Origin of the sequence: uncultured Rhodospira sp. (assembly GCF_937138205.1) — a bacterium.
Lineage (GTDB): Bacteria > Pseudomonadota > Alphaproteobacteria > Rhodospirillales > Rhodospirillaceae > Rhodospira.
In genome coordinates this window covers 11316-34062 of sequence record NZ_CAKZOT010000081.1, presented here as the reverse complement: position 1 = coordinate 34062, position 22747 = coordinate 11316, and the positions used below count along the sequence as shown (strand labels likewise).

The window sequence follows — 22747 nt, the reverse complement described above, 5'->3', positions numbered from 1 at the left end:
TCCCTCACGCTGCCTGGACCGACACGGACGCGGACACGCTGGTCGACCCCACCTGATCGGGCAGCGCGTCCTGCAGGTCGCGGAAGGACTCGGCCGTCTCGTCCAGGCCCTCGCTCACCTGGATGGCCAGCCGGTCGAGCTGATCGAACACGCTGGCCATGAGCTGGGTCACGTCCAGGCGTTCGATCTCCGCGACGATGGCCGCGTGCAGGTCGATCACGCCCGCCAGAATCTCGGACGGGGTCAGCTTGGCGACGGTGCGGTCGGCCCGCTCGGCCAGTTCGTCCAGCAGCGCCTGCACCGCGCCCAGCGGATCGAACGCGGCAAGTGTGTTCTGCGCGTCGGTGAAGGCCCCCAGGGGCTCGGCCAGAATGGCGGACGGCCGCAGGGCCTCGATCCGCTCCACCAGATCGCCGTGGATGTCGGCCAGCTCGTCGCGCAGGGGGCTCAGGTCGATGACGTTGATCGCCGCGATCAGGTCGGCCACCCCCTGTTGCAACGGATCCAGCACGGACTCGATCAGCGCGTCATAGCGCGCGCGCACGGCGGCGAAGATCGGCGTCAGCAGGCCGGCCAGCCGCTGTGGCGGCACCACCTCGAACAGGCGCTGCAACAGCCCGCCCAGGCCCGGTTCCTCGCCGTCGAGCCCGAGCGCCTCGATCACGTCGACAAAGGGCGCCTTCAGCGCCGCCAGCGGCGAAAACCCGCCGCGCAGCCGGTCCAGCGCCGCCTCGGCCTCGCCGAAGCCGCGCTGGGCGACCGCCTGCAAGGCGGCGGACACGGCGTTCAAGCGGTCCAGATACGCCTGACGCGGCGCGGCGATGAGCTGCAACTGATCGACACTGACCTGGACGGAGAAACTGACCTGCAGCCGGCCGCGCAACACGGGGTCGGCGGTGCCGTCGATGGCCGCCTGGATGGGCGCTGCGCGGCCGGACATGCGGCTGTCCAGGGCCGCCGGATCGACGGCCTGCACGGCGGTCAGGGTGGCCGTCACCCGCGCCGCGATCGCCGCCGCGCGGGCGTCCAGCGCGGCCTGGGCGCCACCCTGCGTGACCCAGCCGGCCACCGCGCGGAAGGCGCGCGGCTGGGCGCCGCCCGCCCGGTCGGAAAACAGGCCGCCCAGGGCGACGATCCAGCCATCGACCAGCGACAGACGCGGATCGGCCTCGATGCGGTTCCGGAACGCCTCCATCTCGGTCTTGATCAGCGGTTCCAGCAGCACCGGGTCGACCGCGTCGAGAATCCCCTTGGCGGCGGTCTCCAATTCCTCCAGCCGGGTCTGGATCTCCTCCAGGCGCGTGGCCTCCAGCACCTGCCCGCGCAGGGTGTCGACACGATCGTCAAGCGGGGCGATGAGCTGGTCGGGGGCGTACTGGTTCAGCGCGGCGACGATGTCGTCGAACGCCGTTTCGGCCGGCGCCAGCAGCGCCGCCGCGTCCAGGGCCGTGACCTGCGATTTCGCGTCCTCGAACATCTGACGCAGGCCGGACAGATCGATGCCCTGGTGAATCTCGGCGATCGCCGCGCGCAGGTCGGCCATTTTCGGGTCGAGGTGTGCGAACGCCTTGGCCGGGTCCAGGTCGTCGCGCACGAAGGCGATCAGGGCGTCGATCTTGGCCTGGATCTCGGCCAGCCCGTCCTCAAGCTCCTTGGTCAGGGCCAATCCCTCGTCGCTGAGGCCGAGCGTATTCTTGAAGCCGTCGATTTCACCCTGAACGTCGGTCTGTTTGATCGGCCGGATGGCGTCGACCACGTCCTGTTCCATGTCGTCGGGCAGCAGCGCGAAGGGCACGGCATCCACGACATTGGCGGCGGTGCCGATGGCGTCGCTGGCGGTGTCGAAATAGGGCGCCATGTCGGCCTTGGCGATCTCGGCGGCCAGGGCGTCGATGCCGGCCTGGACCTGCCCCAGCAGCCCGTCGATGTCGACCGCCTCGACCACGTCCACGGCATTGCCGAAGGCGGTGTCCAGGTTGGCCTTGACGGTGTCGACCCCGGTTTCGATCGCCTCCAGTGCCGTGATCGCCGCGTTGGCGCCGGTGTCGATGGCGTCTTCCACCACCTCGACCAGCCGTGTGAGGGCCTCCAGCAGGTCGGCCACCAGCCCCGCCACCCGGCGCAGCGCATCCACGACGGTCTCGATCGGCAGGGCCTCGACGGCGGCGCGGATCGGCTCCAGCGCCGCCCGCACCGTCTCGGCCGCCTCGGTCATGGTCTCGGCCAGTTGGGCGGGCACGGCGGTGACCGCCGCCATGGCCTCGTCCAGCGGCCCCGTCAGGCCGGACAGGTCGAGCGCGGCGATGGCGTCCGCGAACTCGTCCATCCGGTTCTCGATCTCGGTGACCAGCCCGTCGAGCCCCTGGTCAGGCGGGTCGGGCAGGTCAAAACTGACCAGTTCACTCAGGCGCGGGGCGTTGGCGGCCATGAAGCGCTCGATCGCGGAGACGTCGGCGCCGCGCACCTGCTCCAGCGCCCGGTCGAGGTCGGCGGCCAGCCGGTCCGGGTTGAGGTGGACCAGAGTGGCATCGCCGAAGCCCATGGCCTCGGTCACCTGCCGCACCAGGTTCGCTTCCGTCTCCGACAGCGTGCGCAGGCGGGCCATGACCGCCGCGACGGCCGCCGAGTCCGACGGGTCCAGCGCGGTGATGGCGGCGGCGAGGTCCTGGCCGCCCTGGATGATCACCGCCTCGGCGATCCCCTCCAGGCGGGCGATGCGCTGCGGCGCCAGTTGCGCGGCCATGATGCCGGTCAGGCGCTCGGCCTCCTCCAGGCGGGTTTCCAGCGCCGCCAGTCCTTGCAGAAGCTGGATCAGCCCGCGCACCGCCGCCATCAGGTCGGCCAGATCAAAGCCGTGCGGCATGGAGGCATCCGCGCCCAGCGCCGACTTGATGGCCGTGAAGGCGGCCCCCAGGCGCGCGCCCTCCGGCGCCGACAGCAGGGCCTCGATGGCCCGCAACACGGCCTCCAGCCGGCCGTCCTCGCCGCCCTTCAGGTCGGCGGACAGCCGCTCCACCAGCGCGGTGAGTTGCTCCTCGATCGTGCCGTCCGGCCCGCCGATGACCGCCTCGATGCCGTCGAGCACGGCGGTCACGCCGGAGATCACCTCGGCCGCGTCGGGCACTGTGCCGGTCAGGGCACCGATCTCGCTGACCAGCCCGGCGATCGGCCCTTCCAATGCCGACAGGTCGAGGGCCGCCAGGGCCGCCGAGGCGTCGCCGGTCTCGGTCGGGGCGTCGGGCAGGCTGATGGCCGTCAGGTCGCCGGACCCTGTGGTCAGGGTCACATCCAGCGAGGCGGCGAACCCGCCGGTGTCGACCTCTGCCTGGAGTTGGGCCTGCAACGCCATCGCTCGCCCCCCCCTCAATCCAGGATCGCGTTCAGGGGATCGAGCAGGCTGCCGGCGCCGCCCAGCGCCGACTTCAGGCTCTCGGCCGCCGTGCCGATGGGCGACAGCATGTCGTCGAAGGACGGCACGTCGAACAGCAGGCCCGGCAGGTCGAGCAGGTCCAGCCCCAGGTCGATGTCCAGGCCCAGATCCACGTCCAGGCCCAGGTCCAGCCCCGGCAGGCCGGGCGGCTCCGGCGGTTCGGTGTACTCGACCAGCGTGATGGCGTAGCGGAAGCTGTCGGCCGACCCGGCCACCTCGCTAAGCCGGAAGTCGCGGATGAGAACCTGTTCCAGGTCGCTGTCGGTCAGGATGTCGGCGACGAAGTCCACCGGTTCGCCGGCGGCGAACTGCTCGCGCAGGCTTTCCAAGAACCCGTCGCGGGCCTCGTCGCCGGCCAGCGTGCCGGAGAGGGTGACGGCCAGCGCCGCCCGGCCCAGGTCCTGGTGCAGGTCCCCGGCCAGCCCGGGCACTGGCATCCGCACCAAGTGGCGTGCCTCGGCCGTGGCAACGGTCTCGATGCCGCGCGGCTCCCACTCTCCGATCATGGGTCGAACGAGCACGGTTCCCCCCTCGGTAGACAGACTCGGGTCGGGACTCGACTGGGGGCTGTTCTAGCCAAAGCGGGTACTGGTGAGGCCGGCGCGCGCGGTGTGGCGCCCCCGTCGCGGGGGCGGCGCGCGTCAGTTGCTGGATTTGGCGCTGTATCGGGATGCCGTGAGGGGCGCGCCGAACAGGCCGCGCGCCACGTGAACGATCAGATCAAAGACGAACCACGTCGCCAGAAAGGCGAGGCATTCCAACAGGAAGCTGCCGAATTTGTAGAACAGTTCCGCGACCAGGAAGGCGGCCGCCAGCACGGGCAGGTGGGCGGTCAGGGCGTCGCGCACGGGAACCAGACGGAACAGCGTGAACATCGGCCCCCCTCGGCGTGACCACCTTTATATCGTTCGTTATACGCTAGCATGGGTTCCGGGGGAAAATAACACCAAATTCTCTGTGCCGGCTTATCCCCCCTGTACCGGGAGCCACAGGATGTCGGGGGCACGTGGACGTGATCCGCACTCCATCGTGGGCCGGCCTGAAACAGGAGGATAAGCCTTTCTCTCTCTTCTCTGTAAGCGTGTCAGGGTGCGCTGCTGGCCGGAGGTGTCTCGCGCTCCGCACCCGGCGTGAGCCCGGCTGAACCGCCGGCACCTTGCATGACAGCGCGCCCCAACCATGGTAGTAAAAACGAAGGGGGATCGTTCGTGGCGCAGGTTGGCGGCGACCATGCCCCCGCTGAGGCACCACGATCCACGGTCGGACACCATGTCTCGAACCCGCCCTTCGCCGTTCCGTCGTCCGTTCCGTGCCGCCGTTCTGGCGCTGGCCGTTGGTCTGCTGGCCGCCTGCGGCGAGGAACCGCCCGTCGTGATCGGCGCCATTCTGCCCCTGTCGGGTCCGGGCGTCTCCGTGGGGGCCGACATCCGCGACGGCCTTGCCCTGGGCGTGGAGGAGGTCAACGAGAGGGGTGGCATCAACGGGCGGCGTCTGGTCCTCGCGGTCGAGGACGGCGCGGGCGACGAGGAGGCCTCGCGGGCGGCCTGGGAGGCCATCGTGTCCGGCGCGTCCGGTGGGGATGATCCGCTTGTCGTCCTGGCGGGCACCAGCGCCCTGTCCCTGTCCCTGAAACCGTTGGCCGAGGAGCAGAACCGCCTCCTGGTCGGTCTGGTGGCGGCGGCGCCGGCGCTGACCGAAGACGCACGGTCGGTCTACCGGTACTGGCCCACGGCGGAACAGGAACTTCCCGTGCTGACCTCCGTTCTGCCGCGCGATGCACAGACCCTGGTGGTCTACTACCTCGACGACCCGTATGGGAACGCGGTGTTCGACCGGACCAAGGCCCGCCTGGCAGAGACCGACATGCGGATCGCGGGCGTCGCGTTTCCGCTCGCCGTCACCGATTTCACCACCCTGGTGTCCGCCGCCTCCCAGGGAGACGCCGTTTTGGTCGTTGGATTCGCGCCCCACATCCGGGGCGTGCTGGGTGCCCTGGAGGCGCAGGGGTACGACGGCCCCATCGCCGCGACGACGACAGCGACCCTGCCCGAGGTGGTGGGGGATCCTGCGGCCGACGGCGTTCATGTGGTCGCTCCCGCAATCTTCAACCGCAACTTCGTGTTCGCCGACGAGGTCCGCGTCCGCTACGAGGCGCGCCACGGCAAGTCGTTCAACCACTACGTGGCCAACGGCTACGACATCATCGTCATGCTGGCGGGATTGCTGGACGGCCGCGTCGCGGACGAGCCGACTCTGCGCGCGCAGCTTGAGAACGGCTTCCGGTATTCCGGGCTCTTCGGTAATGTGTCACTGGCATCCGGTGCGCGCGACATGGACTTTCCGTTATTTCCTGCGCGTATCCGCAAGGGTGAGCTCGTCTACCGATAAGTAAACATATGGCCACGCCACTGAACAGACTTGGGATTCGCTTTCGGCTGATGGCCATAGCCGCGTCCGCTCTTATGGTTCTCGTCCTGGCGGGCGCCTATACCGTGCAGACGAGCGTCGCCCACCTGGAGCGGACACACGGCGCGCGCGCCGTGGAAACCGCCGACATCATCCTTGGCCAGATGGGTGCCAACGTCGCGGCCCGCATGGACCAGATCGTCCGCGCGACCCGCAACGGTATCGTCCGTTTGGCCCTGAACGAGGCCAACGAACGGCGGGGGGGTCCGCCGCTCGTTCATGGTTTCGCTGTGGGCACGCGGGCGTCGCGGACCCTGCGGGACGTTTTCATGGACTACGAGCAGCGTGTCTTCGGCCGCACGGTGTTCGCGGCGGTCCTGCTTACCGACCGTCGCGGATGGGTGGTCGCCGACACAGGCCCGTCGTCCGGTCCGGTGGACCTTTCCGGTGCCGCCTGGTGGACGGCGGCGCGGGACAACGGTCGCCACGTGTCAGAGGTGGAGGAGGGGACCGGCCCCCTGCCGCCCGGCCTGGGGGTGGCCGTGCGCCTGGATGACGAGAACGGCCGCATGATCGGCGTGGCCCGGGCCGTGCTGTCGGTGGCCTGGATCACGCGAGAGGCCGCCCTTGCGACACAGTTGCGGCACCCGGTCGACATTCTGCTGACGACCGGTGATGGCAAGCTGGTCTTCTCCCGCCTGCCCTTTCGGTTCCTTGAGGACGTCTCGGACCGCCCGTTCTTCCAGGCCATGACGGAACCGCGCGGTTTTGCCACGGTGACCATCGGGTCCCGCTCGCGCCTGGTGGCCTACACGGCCAATCCAAGCGCGCCGGCCATCGGCCCCCTGGACTGGACGCTGTTCATCCTGGCCGACCGCGAGGCCGTGCTGAAGGACCTGAACACGTTGCGCCGGCGGCTGCTGATCCTGCTGGCGCTGATCACGCTCGCCACGGCGGTCGGCACGGCGATTCTGGCGCGGTCGTTCCTGCGGCCGCTGAGCGAGCTGCGGGAGGCGGCGCGGGCCATGGCGGACGGAGACCTGTCCGTGCGCGTGGGGCCGAAGGGGCGCGACGAACTCACCGACCTGGGCCTGGCGTTCAACAGCATGGCCGACCGGTTGCAGGCCAACGAGGCCACGCTGCGCAACCTCGCCGCCACCGATGCCCTGACGGGGGTGCCGAACCGGCGCGGCTTCATGGCGCGCGCGGCGGCGGAATGGGATCGCCGCCGGCGCTACGGTGCGGGGCTGAGCGTGCTCGTCCTGGACATCGACCATTTCAAGCGCATCAACGACATCCACGGGCACGACATCGGCGATGATGTCCTGGTGCATGTGGCCGCCATCTGCCGGGACGGCGTGCGCACCTCGGACCTGTTCGGCCGCCTGGGCGGCGAGGAGTTCGCCGCCATCCTGCCGGAGGCCGGGATCGACGCGGCGAAGACGCTGGCGGAACGGCTGCGCGAGGCCGTGGTGAGCCGGCCGTGTCCGTGCGGCGACATGCCGATCACCGTCAGCGTCAGCATCGGCGTGGCCGTGGTGGGGGAGGCCGACGGTTCCTTCGAAGCCGTCCTGAAGCGCGCCGACGAGGCCCTGTACGCCGCCAAGCGCGCCGGCCGCAACCGAGTCGAGGTGGCGGCCTGACCGGTACGGCCCGATCGTGCGACTGCCGGTATCATTCGCACTCAAGTAATACAATTTATGGCGTCTTCTTTCTTGCGGTCGACCACGCGGGCAGTGCTCGATCGGTGGAATATAAGTAAGAATTCAATATAAATATGCCGAATTCGTAACATTGCCATCGCAATAACTTCACGGTTCGGCCTCTTTACAGACAAATCCCACTATGGTTGATCCCTCACCCGTGCAGGCTTGGCACAGAGCGCCGGGCGGCGTGCTCCGCGTTCGTGCGCGCACGCAGGGCCATTCCCGCCGCCGCAGGCCCGCCCATCGGCCGATTTTCAGGGGAGTCGTTCGTGAAGGTCTCGTACCGCATTCTCGCCGGCTTCGTTGCCGTGCTGTCCCTGACGGCCTTCGTGTCGGTGGTGGGCTGGCAGTCGCTCGAACAAAGCAGCGGCGGCTTCGAGACGGAACGAACCGGCCTGCGCGCCCTGGTCCGACTGGGGCAGACGGTCAAGACAGAGTTGCACGGCCGCCTGGTCGGCGACCTCGACGCGGCCGACGACGTGCAAGCCGGCCTGGCCGAGATCGAGGCCACCCTTGCCGTCCTGGCCCAACGCCCGGGCCTGCGCCAGCCGGTGGCGGCGGCGCAAGAGGCGATCGCCACCTACCGCGCCGACTACGAGGCTTTCCTGGCCAACGCCCGGGCGGTGCGGACCGCCGAGGCGCAGGTGGTCACCCTGGACGCCGAATTGGGGGGGATCATCGCCGGCGTGGTTGAGGAGCGGGTCGGCCAGTTGCAGGCGGCCCGCGATAGCGCACACGCGGCGATGGAAAAACGGGATCATGCCGATGCCCTGGCCCAGGCGCTGACCGCCGTCAACCAGGGTCTGTCCAAGTCGTCCAAGGCGCTTGAGGACGTCGAGCGCGAGAACACCGAGGCGCGGAGTCTGCGGGCCGGGGCCGAGATCAAGGCGTTGGGCGCCATGGTCCAACGGCTGATCGACGCGGACCAGGGCAGCGGTCTGGTCGACGCCGCCGTCTTGACCGGTCGATGGACCGCCTGCTCACGGCGTTCCAAGCCTTCGAAGACAGCTCGGCTGAGCAGCGCGCCCTACAGGCCGAACAGACCGCCACCACGGCCGCGCTGGACGCGGCAGCGACAGTCCTGGCGCATCAAATCGCCGCCCACCGTCAGGCGGCGGAGGATGACCTTGCAACCCGGCGCCAGGCCGGGGCGCCACCGGCGGCCGTGCTGACGCTGGCCGACCAGGCCCTTCGCCTGGCCAACCTCGACCGCCGCGTCGGTCATCTGAGGGCCCTGGAGCGCGCCTTTCTCCAAGACGCGGATCCGGAGCAGGCCAAACGGATCGCCGCCGAAGCGCGACGACTCGCCGAAGACCTGAGCGGGCTGGCGGCCAACACCGATCTGCTTGAGGCGGCCGAGATACACGCGGCCGCGGTGCACGAGGGTCTTCGGATCACGCAGGCCGTGACGGCGGTCTCCGAGACACGCGCGCAGCACCTGGAGACGACCGCCGGTGCGCTGAAGGTCGTGGGCGGCAAGCTGATGAGCGCGGAATTCGGGTCGCTGGATCTCTCGGAAAAGGCGAAGCGGGCCAGCACGCAGTCCTTCAACGCGCTGGACGCGGCGCAGGATACCATCCGGGCCGCCGAAGTGCTGACGGCGGCGGCCGCCGAGGCCAAGAACATGATGGTTCGTTTCATCGAGGACCCCGAGGCGGTGAACGCGGACGCCGTGCGGGCGGAACTCGCCGAGGTGGAGGCACGCCACGTCGGGTTCATCGCCAAGATCAAGGAGCACTATCCCTGGCAGGTGGAGGACCTGGAGACGGCGTTTGGCGATCGGGTGCCGATGCTGGGCCGCCTGTTCGAGGATCTGGCCCGCGCCTCCGCCGCGATCCAGGCGGCCGCCGGGGGCATGGAACGCGCCCGGGTGGACCTGGAAGTGGCCCTGGAACAGGCCAACGCTGCGGCTCTCGACGCCGCCGCCGCCGACATGGGTTTCGCCAAGAGCCTGTTGATGGGCGGCGCCGCGTCCGCGCTGGTTCTGGGCCTGGTGGTGGCGCTGCTGATCGGCCGCTCGATCACCCGCCCCCTGACGGCGATCACCAAGGCCATGAAGCGGCTGGCGGACAACGACCTGTCGGTGGAGGTGCCGGGCCGCGCCTGCCGGGACGAGATCGGCGCCATGGCCGCGGCGGTGGAGGTGTTCAAGGAAAACGGCCAGAGGATCGAGGCCATGCAGGCCGAGCAGGCCGCCGACGCGCGCCGCAACGCGCGCCGTGTGAAGGCCGAGATGCTGGCGCTGACCAACGCGCTGGACGAGGAGGTGCGCGCCGCCATCGGCCTCGTACGCGATCGCGTGCATGGGATGCACGACGCTGCCCTGGACATGATGAAGAGCGTCGAGCAGGCCGAACGGCGCACCGAGGCGGCCGCCGGGGCGTCCCGCGATGCCGCCGCCAATGTGGACGCGGTGGCTGCCGCCGCCGAGCAGATGTCCGGCTCCGTCAAGGAGATCAACCGCCAGGTCGCGGGCGCGGCGACCATTGCCGACCGCGCCGCGCGCCAGGCGGAAACCACGAACGACCGAATCCAGGGGCTCGCCCGGGCCGCCGACCAGATCGGCGAGGTCGTCAACATGATCAGCGATATCGCCAAGCAGACCAACCTCCTGGCCCTCAACGCGACCATTGAGGCTTCGCGTGCCGGCGAGGCCGGCAAGGGCTTCGCCGTGGTGGCCAGCGAGGTCAAGACCCTGGCCAACCAGACCGCCAAGGCCACCGAGGACATCGGCACCGAGATCGGGGCCATGCAGACGGCGACCAACGAGGCGGTCGAGGCGATCCAGGGGATCGTCGCGGTGATCGCCGAGATCAACGAAATCACCTCAGCCGTCTCGGCGGCGGTGGAACAGCAGAGCGCCTCGACCGGCGAGATCAGTCACAGCGCCCTGCAGGCCGCGGAACGCACCCAGGACGCCTCCAACAACATGGGGGACGTCTCCGACGCCACCGCCGTGACCGGGCAACGGGCGCGTGACGTGCAGGGCGCCGCCCAGGACGTGCGCGAACACGTCCAGCACATGCTGGCGGCGCTGGACCGGATCATCCACTCCAGCGACGACGAAGACCGGGAGACCGCGCGCCTGCGCACGGTCAATCTGGCGGTGACCGTCGACCTTTCGGGTGGCCAGACCCAATCCTGCCTGTTGAACGAACTGGCCCTGAGCGGCGTGGCAACCCTTGACCGCTCCCTTGACGGCGACCGTGGCCAGGCCATGACCATCGATATCCCGGGGCTGGGGCCGGTGCCCGCCGCCCTGGTGGCCCGCACCGGGCAGGCCACCCATGTGCGCCTGGACCTGCCGGACGACCGGCTGGGCGCGCTAGAGACCATCCTGCGGACCCGCGACCCGGGGACGCCGACCGCCCGACCGTGGCGCATGGCGGCCTAAATCAAATCGTTAGGGCGTCCACACACGCCCTAGGGTCGTCGCGCGTCCGAAAAAACCGGCGGCGGACGAGTCGCCCTCATCCGCCGCCGGTGCTCGCTAATTGGCTTGGCGTCGCAGGAACGCCGGGATTTCCAGTTGATCCTCCTGGTGCGACGTCACCGGCCGGTCGTCCGGGTCGACGCGCATGGCCCGGGGCGAGGTGGTGTCTTGCCCCCGGTCGGCTCCGTGGTGCCCCTGGGTGTGCCCCTGGCCGTGTCCATGACCGTGCTCCTCGTCGGCGCGCGCGCGCCCGAACCCGGTCATGCGCTGGAACAACGACGGCCGGTCGCGGCGCGACTCGCCGTGGTCGGCATCACGGCCGCCCACCGGCTCGCCCCGCCCGTGCGCTTGGCGTGGCTGCGGCGCCGCGCGCAGGCCGGGTTGCACCGGAGCCCGGTGTCCGCCCGCGTGTCCGCCTGCGTGCTCACGCTGGGCCGAACCATGGTCCAGGTCCCGTTGCGTGTAGCGCGGGTCCAGCGCCGTCTGGCCATGCACCGGCGGCGGCGTCTCCATGTGCCCCACCGAGCCCTGATCCCGGTTGCCGCCGCCAAAGGCGGCACCGCCTCCGGCCGTGCCCGGCGGCGTCAGGCGCGCCGCCGGCGCGGCGGGCGACTGGGCCGGCGGTTGCGGGATGAAGGCCCGGTTGCCGACGGCCGCCTGTCCGTTCGACGGAACGGCGCTCGGCTGGGCGCGGAACGGCGGCCGGGCCGGCTGCGTGGGTGCACCGCCCTGGGCCGGGCGGGGCGCGCCGGCGGCGGGGCGAGGCTCTTCCTTTGCCGCCGCCGGGGCCCGGGCGGGCGCCGCCTGATCCGAGCGGGGTCCGGGGTCGGCTCCAAGCACGAGGGAGGGATCCACAAGGTCGTCGCTGTCCGCCGCACTGGCCTCGTGCTGGACGGGCGCGGCCCGCACCGGCGCGGCGGCGGGCCGGGCGGCGGCCGCCGGGCGGGCTCCCTGCTCCGCCCCACCGGCGGCGGCGGCGACCTTGCCGGCCGCCGCCAGCCCGAGGCCGAACCCGCCGGCGCCGTCGCGGTCCTCACCCAGCCGCGCCTGGGAAACGGCGTCGATGCCGCTGGCCACCACCGAGACCCGCATGGTGCCGTCCAGGCTGGCATCCAGGCAGGAACCGAAGATGACGTTGGCGTCCTCGCACTTGATCTCCTCGCGGATGCGGTTGGCCGCCTCGTCCAGCTCGTACAGCGTCAGGTCGTTGCCGCCGGTGATGTTGATCAGCACCCCGCGCGCGCCGCGCATGGAGGTCTCCTCCAGCAGCGGGTTGGCGATCGCCGCCTCGGCCGCCTCGATGGCGCGGTTGTCGCCGCTGGCCTCGCCGGTGCCCATCATGGCCCGGCCCATGTCCATCATCACCGTGCGCACGTCGGCGAAGTCCAGGTTGATCAGGCCCGGCATGATCATCAGGTCGGTGACCGAGCGCACGCCGGCATACAGCACGTTGTCGGCCATCTTGAAGGCGTCGGCGAATGTGGTCTTTTCGTTGGCCACGCGGAACAGGTTCTGGTTGGGGATGATGATCAGGGTGTCGACGTACTGGGACAGTTCCTCGATGCCGCCTTCGGCTAGGCGCATCCGATGCGAACCTTCGAACTGGAACGGTTTGGTCACCACGCCGACGGTGAGAATCCCCATGTCGCGGGCGCAGCGGGCCGCCACCGGGGCCGCGCCGGTGCCGGTGCCGCCGCCCATGCCGGCGGTGATGAAGCACATGTGACTGCCCTTCAACTCGCTGGCGATGGCCTCGTAGCTTTCCTCGGCGGCGGCGCGACCGATGTCCGGCCGAGCGCCGGAGCCGAGACCGTGCGTGGTCTCACCACCGAGCTGGATGCGCCGGTCGGTGCGGGCCTGGGCCAGCGCCTGGGCGTCGGTGTTGGCGACGACGAACTCGACGCCTTCCAGCTTCGCCTCGATCATGTTGTTGACCGCGTTGCCGCCGGCGCCGCCGACGCCGATGACGGTGATGCGGGGCTTCATTTGCGGCTCGATGTCGTCGGGCACGCCAAGATTGATGCTCATGCTTGCCTCCGTGAGAGTCTCAGGCTGTGGCGGGCACGTTGTGTCGTGCCGCTTGTGCCGGTCTGCTGGGTGGTCGGGGGCTCGGTTGGCCGAGTCTTGGTCGGTCTTGGTCGGATGCGCCCCGAAGGGCGAAGCGGCCGCGCGTTCTGCCTGAGGCCTGGTCCCGGTGCGGTCGGGCTCCGCCGTCGCGGCGGCGCCCGGAGGATCCCCCCAGTCGGCGACGAGCCGGTCCGCCAGCGTGCCGGCCATCTCCTCCCCGGCCGGGCTGGCGGACGGTCTGCCCTGTCGAGACGCGGCCGGGGCCGGGATCCCGGCCCGCTCGAACAGGTCGTCGCCGTGGTGGGTCATCAGAAGTTCTCCTTCAGCCAGCGGCCGATGCGGCCGACGGGCGCGAACAGCCCGCCGGAGCGGGGCGGCTCGTCCAGCATCGGCCGTTCGACGTGGTCCTGGATGGCGTGGCTCAGCAGGCCAGCGCAGGTGGAGAAGGCCGGCCCGGCGGCGCTGTCCGCCAGATCGCGCAGCCGCAGGGGCCGGCCGGGGCGCGCCTGCTTGTCCAGGATCGCCTCGGCCAGTTCGCGCACGCCGGGAAGCTGGCTGGCGCCGCCGGTCAGCACGGCGCGCCGCCCGGCGATGCGGTCGACGCCGGCGGCCTCCAGGTGGGCGCGCACCAGTTCCAGCGTTTCCTCGACGCGCGGACGGATGATCTGCACCAGATACGAGCGTGGGATTTCCAGCGCCGGCTGGTCCTCCTCCTCGCCGACCAGCGGCACGCGCAGGATCTCGCGGGCATCGGCCGGCGAGGTCAGGGTGGCGCCGTACATGGTCTTCAGGCGCTCGGCCGTGGCCAGGGGTGTGGACAGCCCCTGGGCGATGTCATTGGTGACGTGACCGCCACCGATGCCGATGACGCCGACGTGGATGACATGGCCGCCCAGGAACACACTGACTGTGGTGGTGCCGCCGCCCATGTCGATGACGGTGGCGCCCAGGTCGCGTTCGTCCTCCACCAGGCACGCCAGACCCGAGGCATAGGGCGCGGCCACCAGGCCGTCGACGTCCAGCTCGCAGCGCTCGATCACGGTCGACAGATTGCGCAGCGGCCCGGCGGCGGCCGAGACCAGGTGAATGCGCGCGCCCAGGCGGTCGCCGTACATGCCGCGCGGGTCGAGAATCCCGTCGGTGCCGTCGATGGTGTAGCCGACCGGGATGCAATGCAGCAGCTCGCGGTCGGGGTCGCTCGGCTGCTGGCGCCCACAGGTGAGAATGCGCCGCACGTCGGCGTCGCGAATCTCGTGGCCGGCCACCGCCATTTCGACGTCGATGCGCCGGCTTTCCGGCGCACCCCCCGAAACCGCCACGACCACGCCGTCGATGCGCTCGCCGGCCAGTTCCTCGGCGCGGGCGACGGCCTTGCGGATCGACACCCCGACCTCGTCGAGATTGGCCACCCGGCCCGAGCGCACGCCGCGCGACTGATGGTAGCCGACGCCCAGAACGCGCAGGCCCTCGCCGGACTCGTCGGCCCGGGCGATGAAACACGCGACCTTGGTGGTGCCGACGTCCAGCGCCGCGATCAGGCCGCCACGGCGCCGCACGGCGGACAGGTGGCCGTCGGCGTGTCGGTCTTTCTCGGTGCGGGTCAGCATCAACATGGCGCTCACGTATCCTGTCCAGGCGTGGAGACCAGAACGCGGCGGGCGCCGGTCGGGGCCACGGGCTTCGCCGGGTCCTCGCCGCTGGTGCCGGGCACGGCGCGCGGCCGCACCACCAGGCGGTCGGGCAGGCGCAGGTCGACGCGGTCGATGTCGCGGGCCAGAAGGCGGTCGTCCCGCTCCAGCTCGGCCAGGCGGGCCAGGGCGGCGGCGGGATCATCCTCCGGCAGGCGCACGTCGATGCCGGTGGCGACGTCGTCGAGGTGGAGGGTCCAGCGCCGGCCGTCGACCCAGGTGGCGGCCCGCACCCGGTCAGCGAGGGCCGGCTCCAGCGCCAGCAGGCGCATCAGTTCGGGCACGGCGGGCGGCGCGTCGGCGCCGACGATCACCGGCAGGTCGGCGAAGGGACGCGTGTCGACCTCCACCACCGCGCCGGTGCGGTCGATGATGGCATAGTCGGCGCCCGGCACCCGCTGCCACAGGGCCAGCGGCTCGCGTTCGCTCAGCACCACGTGGATGCTGTCCGGCAGGCGCCGTTCGACGCGGGCCGTGGCCACCCAGGGCAGGGCCTCGACGCGGGCGCGGGCGGCGTGCGGATCGAAGCGCAGGATCGGCTCGCCGCGCGCCGTGCCCAGCGCCGCCAGCAGGCGGGTGGGGTTGGTGCGGGCGCGGCCCTCGACGGTGACCGAGCGCACCACCAGCCCGCCGCGCGCGGCGATGCGTTCCAGGGCGGCGCCAGTGGCCTCGATCTGGCGGCCGATGATGCCGGAGTCCCACACCCACAGGCCGCCGCCCGTGAGCGCGATCAGCGCCAGCAGGCCGGCGACCAGACGACTCCCGCGCGCGATCTCGGCCCAGGTCATCGGGCGCCGCTTGGGCGCGCCGCGCCGACTTTTTGTTCGTCCCTTGGCGGCGGTTCGTTTGCGTGCCGGACGGGCCTTGTCAGGGCGCCCGGCGCCGAAGCTCAGCCATCGCATGTCGCGTCCTCCACCATCCAGGCGCACAGCTCCGGGAACGGAATGCCCACCAGGGCGGCCTGCTCCGGCACCAGCGAGGTGGCCGTCATGCCGGGCTGGGTGTTCACCTCCAGCACCACCAGCCGGTCGCCATCGCAGCGCAGGTCGGCGCGGCTGACGCCCCGGCAGCCCAGCGCCCGGTGCGCCCGCGCCGCCAGGTCCATGCAGGCGGCGGCCACGGCCGGGTCCAACTCGGCCGGCAGGATGTGGCGCGAGCCGCCGACCACGTACTTGGCGTCGTAGTCATAGAAGCCGCGCGCGGTGGTGATCTCGGTGATCGCCAGCGGGCGCGCCTCGGCGCCCCGGCCCATCACCGAGACGGTGAGTTCCCGCCCGGGCACGAAGCGCTCGACCATGGCCCGCTCGCCGAACGGCCAGTCGGCGCGCAGGCGTTCGAGCACGTTGCTGCCCTCCTGCACGACATAGACGTCGACGCTGGAGCCCTCGTTGAGCGGCTTGACCACATAGGGCCGTTCCATCGGCTCCAGGGCCGGGTCGGCGAAGGCGTCGCGTCCGACCACCACGTCTTCGGCCACCGGAATGCCGGCGGCGGCGAACATCGCCTTGGCCGTCGGCTTGTCCATGGCGATGGCGCTGGCCAGCGCGCCGGAGTGCGTATACGGCAGCCCCAGAAGGTCCAGCAGCCCCTGGATGCGGCCGTCCTCGCCGTAGCGGCCGTGCAGGGCGTTGAAGACCACATCCGGCCGACTCTCCCGCAATACATTCAAGAGGGCGTCCATGTCGCGGGTCACGTCGTGGCCGGTCACGGCATAGCCGGCCTGTTCCAGCGCGGCCATGGCGGCCCGGCCGCTGTTCAACGACACCTCGCGTTCGGCGGAGAACCCGCCCATCAGCACCGTGACGCGCCGGGTCATGAGTCACCTCCCCCGGTGGAACCCGGCAGGGGCACGCCGATCCGGCGGATTTCCCAGCGCAGCTCGACGCCGCTGGCCTCGCGCACGCGCCGGCGCACCTCCTCGCCCAGGGCTTCCAGGTCGGCGGCGGTGGCCTCGCCGGTGTTGAGCAGGAAATTGCAATGCTTTTCGGAGACCTGTGCCCCACCGCGCCGCAGGCCCCGGCACCCCGCCTTGTCGATCAACTCCCACGCCTTGCAGGTGGGCGGGTTGGCGAAGGTCGAGCCGCCGGTGCGGCCGCGGACCGGCTGGCTGGCCTCGCGAGCCGCGCGGATGGCCTCCATGCGGTCGTCGATCTTGGACGGATCGCTCGGCTTCACCGCGAACACCGCCGAGATGAAGATCCAGTCCTCCGGCGCACCGCAGTGCCGATAGGACAGGTCCAGGTCGTCCGCCGTGACCTCGAACACGTCCCCGTGTCGGTTCACCGCGCGCGCCGAGACCAGGCATGTCTTGACATCGCGGTCGAAGGCGCCCGCGTTCATGCGCAGACCGCCGCCGATGGTGCCGGGAATGCCCGAGAAGAACTCCAGCCCCGAGAGGCTCGCGGCCTGGGCGACCTTGGCCACCGTGGCGCCCAGCGCGCCCGCGCCGGCCACCACGCGGTTGCCGTCCACGCGCACGTCGGCGAACCCGCCCGTCAGCCGAACAACGACGCCCGGCACGCCGCCGTCGCGCACCAGCAGGTTGGACCCGACGCCGATGACCGTCACCGGCACGTCGCCGGGCACCGCCGCCAGGAAGGCCGCGAGGTCCTTGGCGTCGGCCGGGCGGAACAGGACCTCGGCCGGGCCGCCGACCCGGAACCAGGTGTAGGACGCCAGCGGCGCGTCGGCGCGCAGGCGCCCGCGCACCGGCGGCAGGCGCTCGATCAGGTGGGTCGGGGCATCCAAGCGTTCGGCAGCCATCATTGACGTCCTCCCAGGCTGGCCGCTGTGGGAGAGCCGGCGGCGGCGCCGCGCGCCGCCTGGGCCTGCAACTGCTCGGGCAGGGCGTTGGCCCAGCCGGAGATGCTGCCGGCCCCCAGGCAGACCACCAGGTCGCCGGGCCGGGCCATGGCGGCGATCACCTCGGGCAGCACATCAGGGCTGGCCAGCGGCGCCACGGTGCGGTGGCCGCGCGTGCGCAGGCCGTCCACCAACGCGTCGCGGTCGACGCCGGGAATCGGCGCCTCGCCGGCCGGGTAGACGTCGGCCACCAGCACCTCGTCGGCGTCGTTGAAGCAGGTGCAGAAGTCCTCGAACAGCGCCTGAAGGCGGGTGTAGCGGTGCGGCTGCACCACGGCGATCACCTTGTGGTCGCCCGCCACCTCGCGCGCGCCGTTGAGGACGGCGGCGATCTCCACCGGGTGGTGGCCGTAGTCGTCGATGACGGTCACCCCGTTCCAGGTGCCGGTGTGGGTGAAGCGCCGCCGCACGCCGGCAAAGCCCGCCAGCCCGGCCCGGAGGGTCTCGCCGGGAATGCCCATCTCATGGCCAATGGCCACGGCGGCCAGGGCGTTCTGCACGTTGTGGCGCCCGAACATGGGCAGCGTCAGGTCGCCCAGGGTCTCCGACGCGCCGCTGATCCGATCGGTCAGCACCACGTCGAAACGCGCGCCGTCGGTGCCGCGCCGCAGGTTCACCGCGCGCACGTCGGCCTGGGGGCTGAAGCCGTAGGTGATGATCTTACGGTCCAGCACCTCGGGGATCAGCGATTGCACCTCCGGGTGATCGATGCACAGGGTGGCGAAGCCGTAGAAGGGCAGGTTCTGCACGAAGGTCTTGTAGGCCTCGCGCATCCGCTCGAAGGTGCCGTAGAAGTCCAGGTGCTCCGGGTCCATGTTGGTGACGACGCCGATGGTCGCCGGCAGCTTGGTGAAGGTGCCGTCGCTCTCGTCGGCCTCGACCACCATCCAGTCGCCGTGCCCCAGGTAGGCGTTGGTGCCGCGCGCGTTGAGGATGCCGCCGTTGATGACGGTGGGATCGAACCCGGCGGCCTCCAGCAGGGCGGCCACCATGGACGTCGTCGTGGTCTTGCCGTGGGTGCCGCCGATGGCGATGGCCCACTTCAGGCGCATCAACTCGCCCAGCATCTCGGCCCGGCGCACCACCGGCACGAGGCGGGCGCGGGCCGCGTCCACCTCGGGGTTGCCGCTTTTCACGGCGGACGAGATCACCACCACCTGCGCCTCGCCCAGATTGGCGGCGTCGTGGCCGACGGCGATCGGCATCCCCAGGTCGCGCAGGCGCTTGACGTTGGCGTTCTCGGCCAGGTCGCTGCCCTGGACGGCATAGCCCAGGTTGTGCAGCACCTCGGCGATGCCGCTCATGCCGATGCCGCCGATGCCCACGAAGTGGATGGGGCCGATATCGAGGGGCAGGGCTCTCAAGGGGCGATCTCCCCGGGTTTGGTAAGGGACAGGACGAGGTCGGCGAGCCGCTCGGCGGCGTCCGGGCGGCCGAGGTCGCGGGCGTTCGCGGCGGCGGTGGACAGCGCCGGGCCGTCGCTCAGCAGCGCGGCCAGACGTTCCGCCAGCGTGGCGGCGTCCAGGCTGTCCTGCGGCATCAGCCAGGCGGCGCCGGCCTCTTCCAGGGCGCGGGCGTTGGCGGCCTGGTGGTCGTCGATGGCGTGCGGGAAGGGGATCAAGACCGCCGGCCGGCCGACACAGGTCAACTCGGCCACCGTCGAGGCGCCGGCGCGGCAGATCACCAGATGCGCCGCCGCCAGCCGCCGCGGCATGTCGTCGAAGAAGGTGGCCGTCTCCGCCGTGATGCCGGCCTCGGCATAGGCGGCGCGGGCGCGTTCCAGGTCCTCGGGGCGGCACTGCTGGGCCACCTCCAGCCAGCCGCGCAGGTCATCGGGCAGCGTGGCCAGCGCCGCCGGCACCAGATCGGTCAGCGCCCGCGCGCCCTGGCTGCCGCCGGTCACCAGCACGCGGATGGGGCCGGCCTCGTCCGGCGCGGCATAAGGCGCCTCGCGCACCGCCAGCATCCCCGGGCGCACCGGGTTGCCGACATGGCGGGCCTTGGCCTCCGGCAGGAACCGGACCCTCGGCAGCGCCGTGGCCACCACGGTGGCGCGCCCGGTCAGCATCCGGTTGGCGCGGCCGAGAACGGCGTTCTGCTCGTGGATGACGGTCGGCCGCTTCAGGCCGTTGGCGGCCACCACCGCCGGGAACGAGGCATATCCGCCGAACCCGATGACCACGTCCGGCTTCAGCTGCGCCATCAGGGGCCACGCCTGGAACACGCCCTTGGACAGCTTCATCATGCCCGACAGGCGCCCCGTCAGGCCGCGCCCGGCGATGCCGCCGGCCTCGACCCGCCAAGTCTCCAGCCGGCCAAGCGCGCCGCCGTGCGCCTGGCCGCGCGCGTCGGTCATCAGGCCGAGCCGGCAGCCGCGCGCCTCCAGCACGCCGGCCAGGGCCTCGGCCGGGAAGACGTGACCGCCGGTGCCGCCGGCCGCCAGCAGGATGAAGGGACAGTCGGTCATGGCCGGTCCTCCGTCCGGGCGCGGCGGCGGGTCAGCGCCAGGATCATCCCGGTGGCCAGCGCCACGCCGATCATCGAGGAGCCGCCGTAGCTGAGGAACGGCAGCGTCATGCCCTTGGTGGGCATCAGGTGCAGGCTGGACGCCATGTTGATGACCGCCTGCATGGCGAGTTGCACCGACAGGCCGCCCACCGCCAGCATCACGAACAGGTCGCGGGCACTCATGGCCCGGGTCAGCGCCCGCAGGATCAGCAGAGAGAACAGCGCCACCACCAGCAGGCACAGCCACAGTCCGAATTCCTCGCCGGCGACGGCGAAGATGAAATCGGTATGGGCGTCGGGCAGGTCCTCCTTGACGCGGCCCTCGCCGGGGCCGCGCCCGAACAGGCCGCCCTCGGTGAACGCCTTCATGGACTGCACGATCTGATAGCTGTCGCCGCTGGCGGGATCGAGGAAGCGGTCCACCCGCGACGCCACGTGCGGGAACAGGACGTAGGCCGCCGCCAGACCGGCGAGCCCCGTCACCCCCAGAAGGGCCACCCACACCAGCGACAGGCCGGCCATGAACATCTGCGCGCACCAGATGGCGGCGATCACCAGCGTCATGCCCACGTCCGGCTGCGACAGCAGCAGGCCGGCGACGACCAAAGCCAGCCCGATGGAGATCAGGGTCCCGGGGACCTCCTCGGACTGGGCGCCGCCGGCCAGCATCCAGGCCACCACCACGGCGAAGAACGGCTTGAGAATCTCCGACGGCTGCACGGTGAACCCGGGCAGGGAGAGCCAGCGGGTCGCGCCGTTGATCTCCGGCCCGATCAGCGGTGTGAGCGCCAGCATGACGAACGTCAGGCCGAAGCCGACCACCGCCAACCGGCGCACGCCGCGCGGAGACAGCAGCGAGACCGCGAACAGGACCATCAGGCCGAGCGGCACGAACACCATCTGCCGGGTAACGAAGTGGAACGGATCGGCGCCGATGCGCCCCGCCGCCGGCGGCCCGGCGGCCATGATCAGCACCACGCCGATGACCACCAGGGCGGCGATGGTGGCCAGCATCAGGTGATCGACCGACAGCCACCAGCGGCCGATGACGCTGCCGTCGCTGGCCCGGAATCGCACCCGCCGGGCGTGCCCGCCCGTTCCCGCGGCTGGCGCCGGCGGGGGGGCGAGACCGCCGCTCGGGCCAAGGGCGGTCGCGACCAGCGGGGCGGAACGGGCGGGGCGGCGGCTCATCCGTCCTCCTCGGCCTGGGTGTCGTCGTCGGTCTCGTCGGTCTCGTCGGCGTCGTCGGCATCATCCTCGGCGTCGGCGGCCAACTCGGCCACCAACGCCTTGAAGGCATCGCCGCGCGCCTCGAAGTTCTCGAACTGATCGAACGAGGCGCAGGCCGGCGACAGCAGCACCACGGGCGCCGCCTCGCCGTCCTCAAGAGCGTGCTGGAAGGCCAGATCCACGGCCTTGTCGAGCGTCCCGCACAGCGAGAACGGCACCTCGTTGCGGTCCAGGAAGTCCCCGAACGCCTCGGCCGCCTCGCCGATCAGGTAGGCGTGCACAATGCGGTCGAGATGCGGTTCCAGGCGGTCGATGCCGCCCTCCTTGGCGCGGCCGCCGGCGATCCAGTAGATGTCCTCGTGACGCACGATCGCCGTCTCGGCCGCCTCGGCGTTGGTGGCCTTGCTGTCGTTGACGAACAGAATGCCGTCGATGGTGGCCACCTCTTCGTGGCGGTGTGGCAGGCCGGGGTAGGTGCGCAGCGCCTCGACGATCAGGGCCGGCGCCACGCCGCGCGCGCGGCAGGCGGCGTAGGCGGCGGCGGCGTTCTGGGCATTGTGGGCGCCCGACAGCACGGTCAACTCGGACAGGTCGAGCACCCGGACGGCCTTGCCGTCGACGTCGTCGACCAACACGCCGTCCTTGGCCGACACACCGCGCGGCACGGCGCGGCCGGCGGCGAAGGGGATCAGGTCGCGGCTGTCCTGCCGGGTCAGCTCGGTGTGGATGTTGCGGCCGATGGTGTCGTCGAGGCCGATGCAGATCGTGCGGGGCGGCAACACGCCCTGGAAGATGCGGCGCTTGGCGGCAATGTAGCCCTCCAGGCCGCCGTGCCGGTCCAGGTGGTCGGACGAGACGTTCAGCAGCACGGCGACGTCGCACACCAGCGAGGGCGTCAGTTCAAGCTGGTAGCTGGACAGTTCCAGGACATAGGTGCCGAACGGACCGACGGGGTCCAGGTCCAGGACGGGCGTGCCGAGGTTGCCGCCCACCTGCGGCGCATGGCCGGCGTGGTGCAGAATGTGGCCGATCAGGCTGGTGGTGGTCGACTTGCCGTTGGTCCCGGTCACGCCGACGACGAAAGCCGCAGGCTGGGCATTGGCCAGCAGCTCGATATCGCACACAAGCTGAGCGCCGGCGGCGCGGGCGCGCGTGGCCACCGGGTGCGGCCGTGGGTGGGTGTGCGGAATGCCGGGGCTCCACACCACGGCCCGCACGCCGGTCAGGTCGGCCGTGGTCAGGTCGACGATGGGGATGTCCTCGGCCGCCGCCACCTCGCGCCGCGCCGGTGCGTCGTCCCAGGCCATGACGCGGGCACCCCCGGCCTTGAGGGCGCGCGCCGCCGCCAGTCCGGACCGGCCCAGGCCCATGACGGCAACGGGTTCCATGGCGTAGGTGTAGACGGGGATCACGGTCG

16 protein-coding genes are annotated in these 22747 nt (G+C 71.2%); 4 read left to right on the top strand and 12 right to left on the bottom strand.

The window, feature by feature from the left end; translation table 11 throughout:
• Positions 1–4 precede the first annotated feature (4 nt).
• The 3 genes from Q0309_RS11570 to Q0309_RS11560 all read right to left on the bottom strand — a co-directional run bounded on the left by Q0309_RS11570 (position 5) and on the right by Q0309_RS11560 (position 4305).
• Positions 5–3349, bottom strand: coding sequence for a hypothetical protein (locus Q0309_RS11570; RefSeq protein ID WP_299440845.1), 3345 nt, complete (start codon positions 3347–3349; stop codon positions 5–7).
• A gap of 14 nt (positions 3350–3363) precedes the next feature.
• Positions 3364–3951 carry a hypothetical protein gene (locus Q0309_RS11565; protein ID WP_299440842.1) on the bottom strand — a complete coding sequence of 196 codons (588 nt, stop codon included), beginning with the start codon at positions 3949–3951 and terminating at the stop codon, positions 3364–3366.
• Between the two features lie 120 nt (positions 3952–4071).
• A complete protein-coding gene (locus Q0309_RS11560; protein ID WP_299440839.1) occupies positions 4072–4305 on the bottom strand; it encodes a hypothetical protein in 234 nt (77 codons plus the stop codon).
• A gap of 394 nt (positions 4306–4699) precedes the next feature.
• On the opposite strand from Q0309_RS11560, the gene Q0309_RS11555 reads away from it, so the two are divergent.
• From Q0309_RS11555 to Q0309_RS11540, 4 genes are all read left to right on the top strand, one after another.
• Positions 4700–5818, top strand: a complete 1119-nt coding sequence (locus Q0309_RS11555) for an ABC transporter substrate-binding protein (protein WP_299440836.1) — start codon at positions 4700–4702, stop codon at positions 5816–5818.
• An 8-nt stretch (positions 5819–5826) separates the two neighbouring features.
• Positions 5827–7479 (top strand): diguanylate cyclase, encoded by a 1653-nt coding sequence (locus Q0309_RS11550; RefSeq protein ID WP_299440833.1) that lies wholly within the window; start codon positions 5827–5829, stop codon positions 7477–7479.
• 332 nt (positions 7480–7811) lie between these two features.
• Positions 7812–8714 carry a hypothetical protein gene (locus Q0309_RS11545; RefSeq protein ID WP_299440830.1) on the top strand — a complete coding sequence of 301 codons (903 nt, stop codon included), beginning with the start codon at positions 7812–7814 and terminating at the stop codon, positions 8712–8714.
• Positions 8715–9025: 311 nt separating this feature from the next.
• Positions 9026–10936: a HAMP domain-containing methyl-accepting chemotaxis protein gene (locus tag Q0309_RS11540; protein ID WP_366940606.1), complete on the top strand. Its 1911-nt coding sequence runs from the start codon at positions 9026–9028 to the stop codon at positions 10934–10936.
• A gap of 96 nt (positions 10937–11032) precedes the next feature.
• On the opposite strand, the gene ftsZ is transcribed toward Q0309_RS11540, so the two are convergent.
• The 9 genes from ftsZ to murD form a co-directional block, all read right to left on the bottom strand.
• The gene (ftsZ, locus tag Q0309_RS11535) at positions 11033–13003 is read right to left on the bottom strand and encodes a cell division protein FtsZ (RefSeq protein ID WP_299440977.1); all 1971 of its coding nucleotides are present in this window, start codon (positions 13001–13003) and stop codon (positions 11033–11035) included.
• Between the two features lie 347 nt (positions 13004–13350).
• On the bottom strand, positions 13351–14655 hold the full coding sequence (ftsA, locus tag Q0309_RS11530; RefSeq protein WP_299440974.1) for a cell division protein FtsA: 1305 nt from the start codon (positions 14653–14655) through the stop codon (positions 13351–13353).
• Between the two features lie 5 nt (positions 14656–14660).
• Entirely contained in the window at positions 14661–15518 is an 858-nt protein-coding gene (locus Q0309_RS11525) for a cell division protein FtsQ/DivIB (protein WP_299440827.1), read from the bottom strand.
• 101 nt (positions 15519–15619) lie between these two features.
• Positions 15620–16546: a D-alanine--D-alanine ligase gene (locus Q0309_RS11520; protein ID WP_299440824.1), complete on the bottom strand. Its 927-nt coding sequence runs from the start codon at positions 16544–16546 to the stop codon at positions 15620–15622.
• Complete coding sequence (gene murB / locus Q0309_RS11515) at positions 16543–17496, bottom strand: UDP-N-acetylmuramate dehydrogenase (protein WP_299440821.1); 954 nt, start codon at positions 17494–17496, stop codon at positions 16543–16545. Before murB ends, Q0309_RS11520 begins: the two co-directional genes overlap by 4 nt.
• Positions 17493–18956: a UDP-N-acetylmuramate--L-alanine ligase gene (gene murC / locus Q0309_RS11510; protein ID WP_299440818.1), complete on the bottom strand. Its 1464-nt coding sequence runs from the start codon at positions 18954–18956 to the stop codon at positions 17493–17495. The genes murB and murC overlap by 4 nt, the downstream gene beginning before the upstream one ends.
• The gene (murG, locus tag Q0309_RS11505; protein WP_299440815.1) at positions 18953–20059 is read right to left on the bottom strand and encodes an undecaprenyldiphospho-muramoylpentapeptide beta-N-acetylglucosaminyltransferase; all 1107 of its coding nucleotides are present in this window, start codon (positions 20057–20059) and stop codon (positions 18953–18955) included. Before murG ends, murC begins: the two co-directional genes overlap by 4 nt.
• Positions 20056–21291: a putative lipid II flippase FtsW gene (ftsW, locus tag Q0309_RS11500; protein WP_299440811.1), complete on the bottom strand. Its 1236-nt coding sequence runs from the start codon at positions 21289–21291 to the stop codon at positions 20056–20058. Before ftsW ends, murG begins: the two co-directional genes overlap by 4 nt.
• Positions 21288–22742, bottom strand: coding sequence for a UDP-N-acetylmuramoyl-L-alanine--D-glutamate ligase (murD, locus tag Q0309_RS11495; RefSeq protein WP_366940598.1), 1455 nt, complete (start codon positions 22740–22742; stop codon positions 21288–21290). Before murD ends, ftsW begins: the two co-directional genes overlap by 4 nt.
• Between the last annotated feature and the right edge of the window lie 5 nt (positions 22743–22747).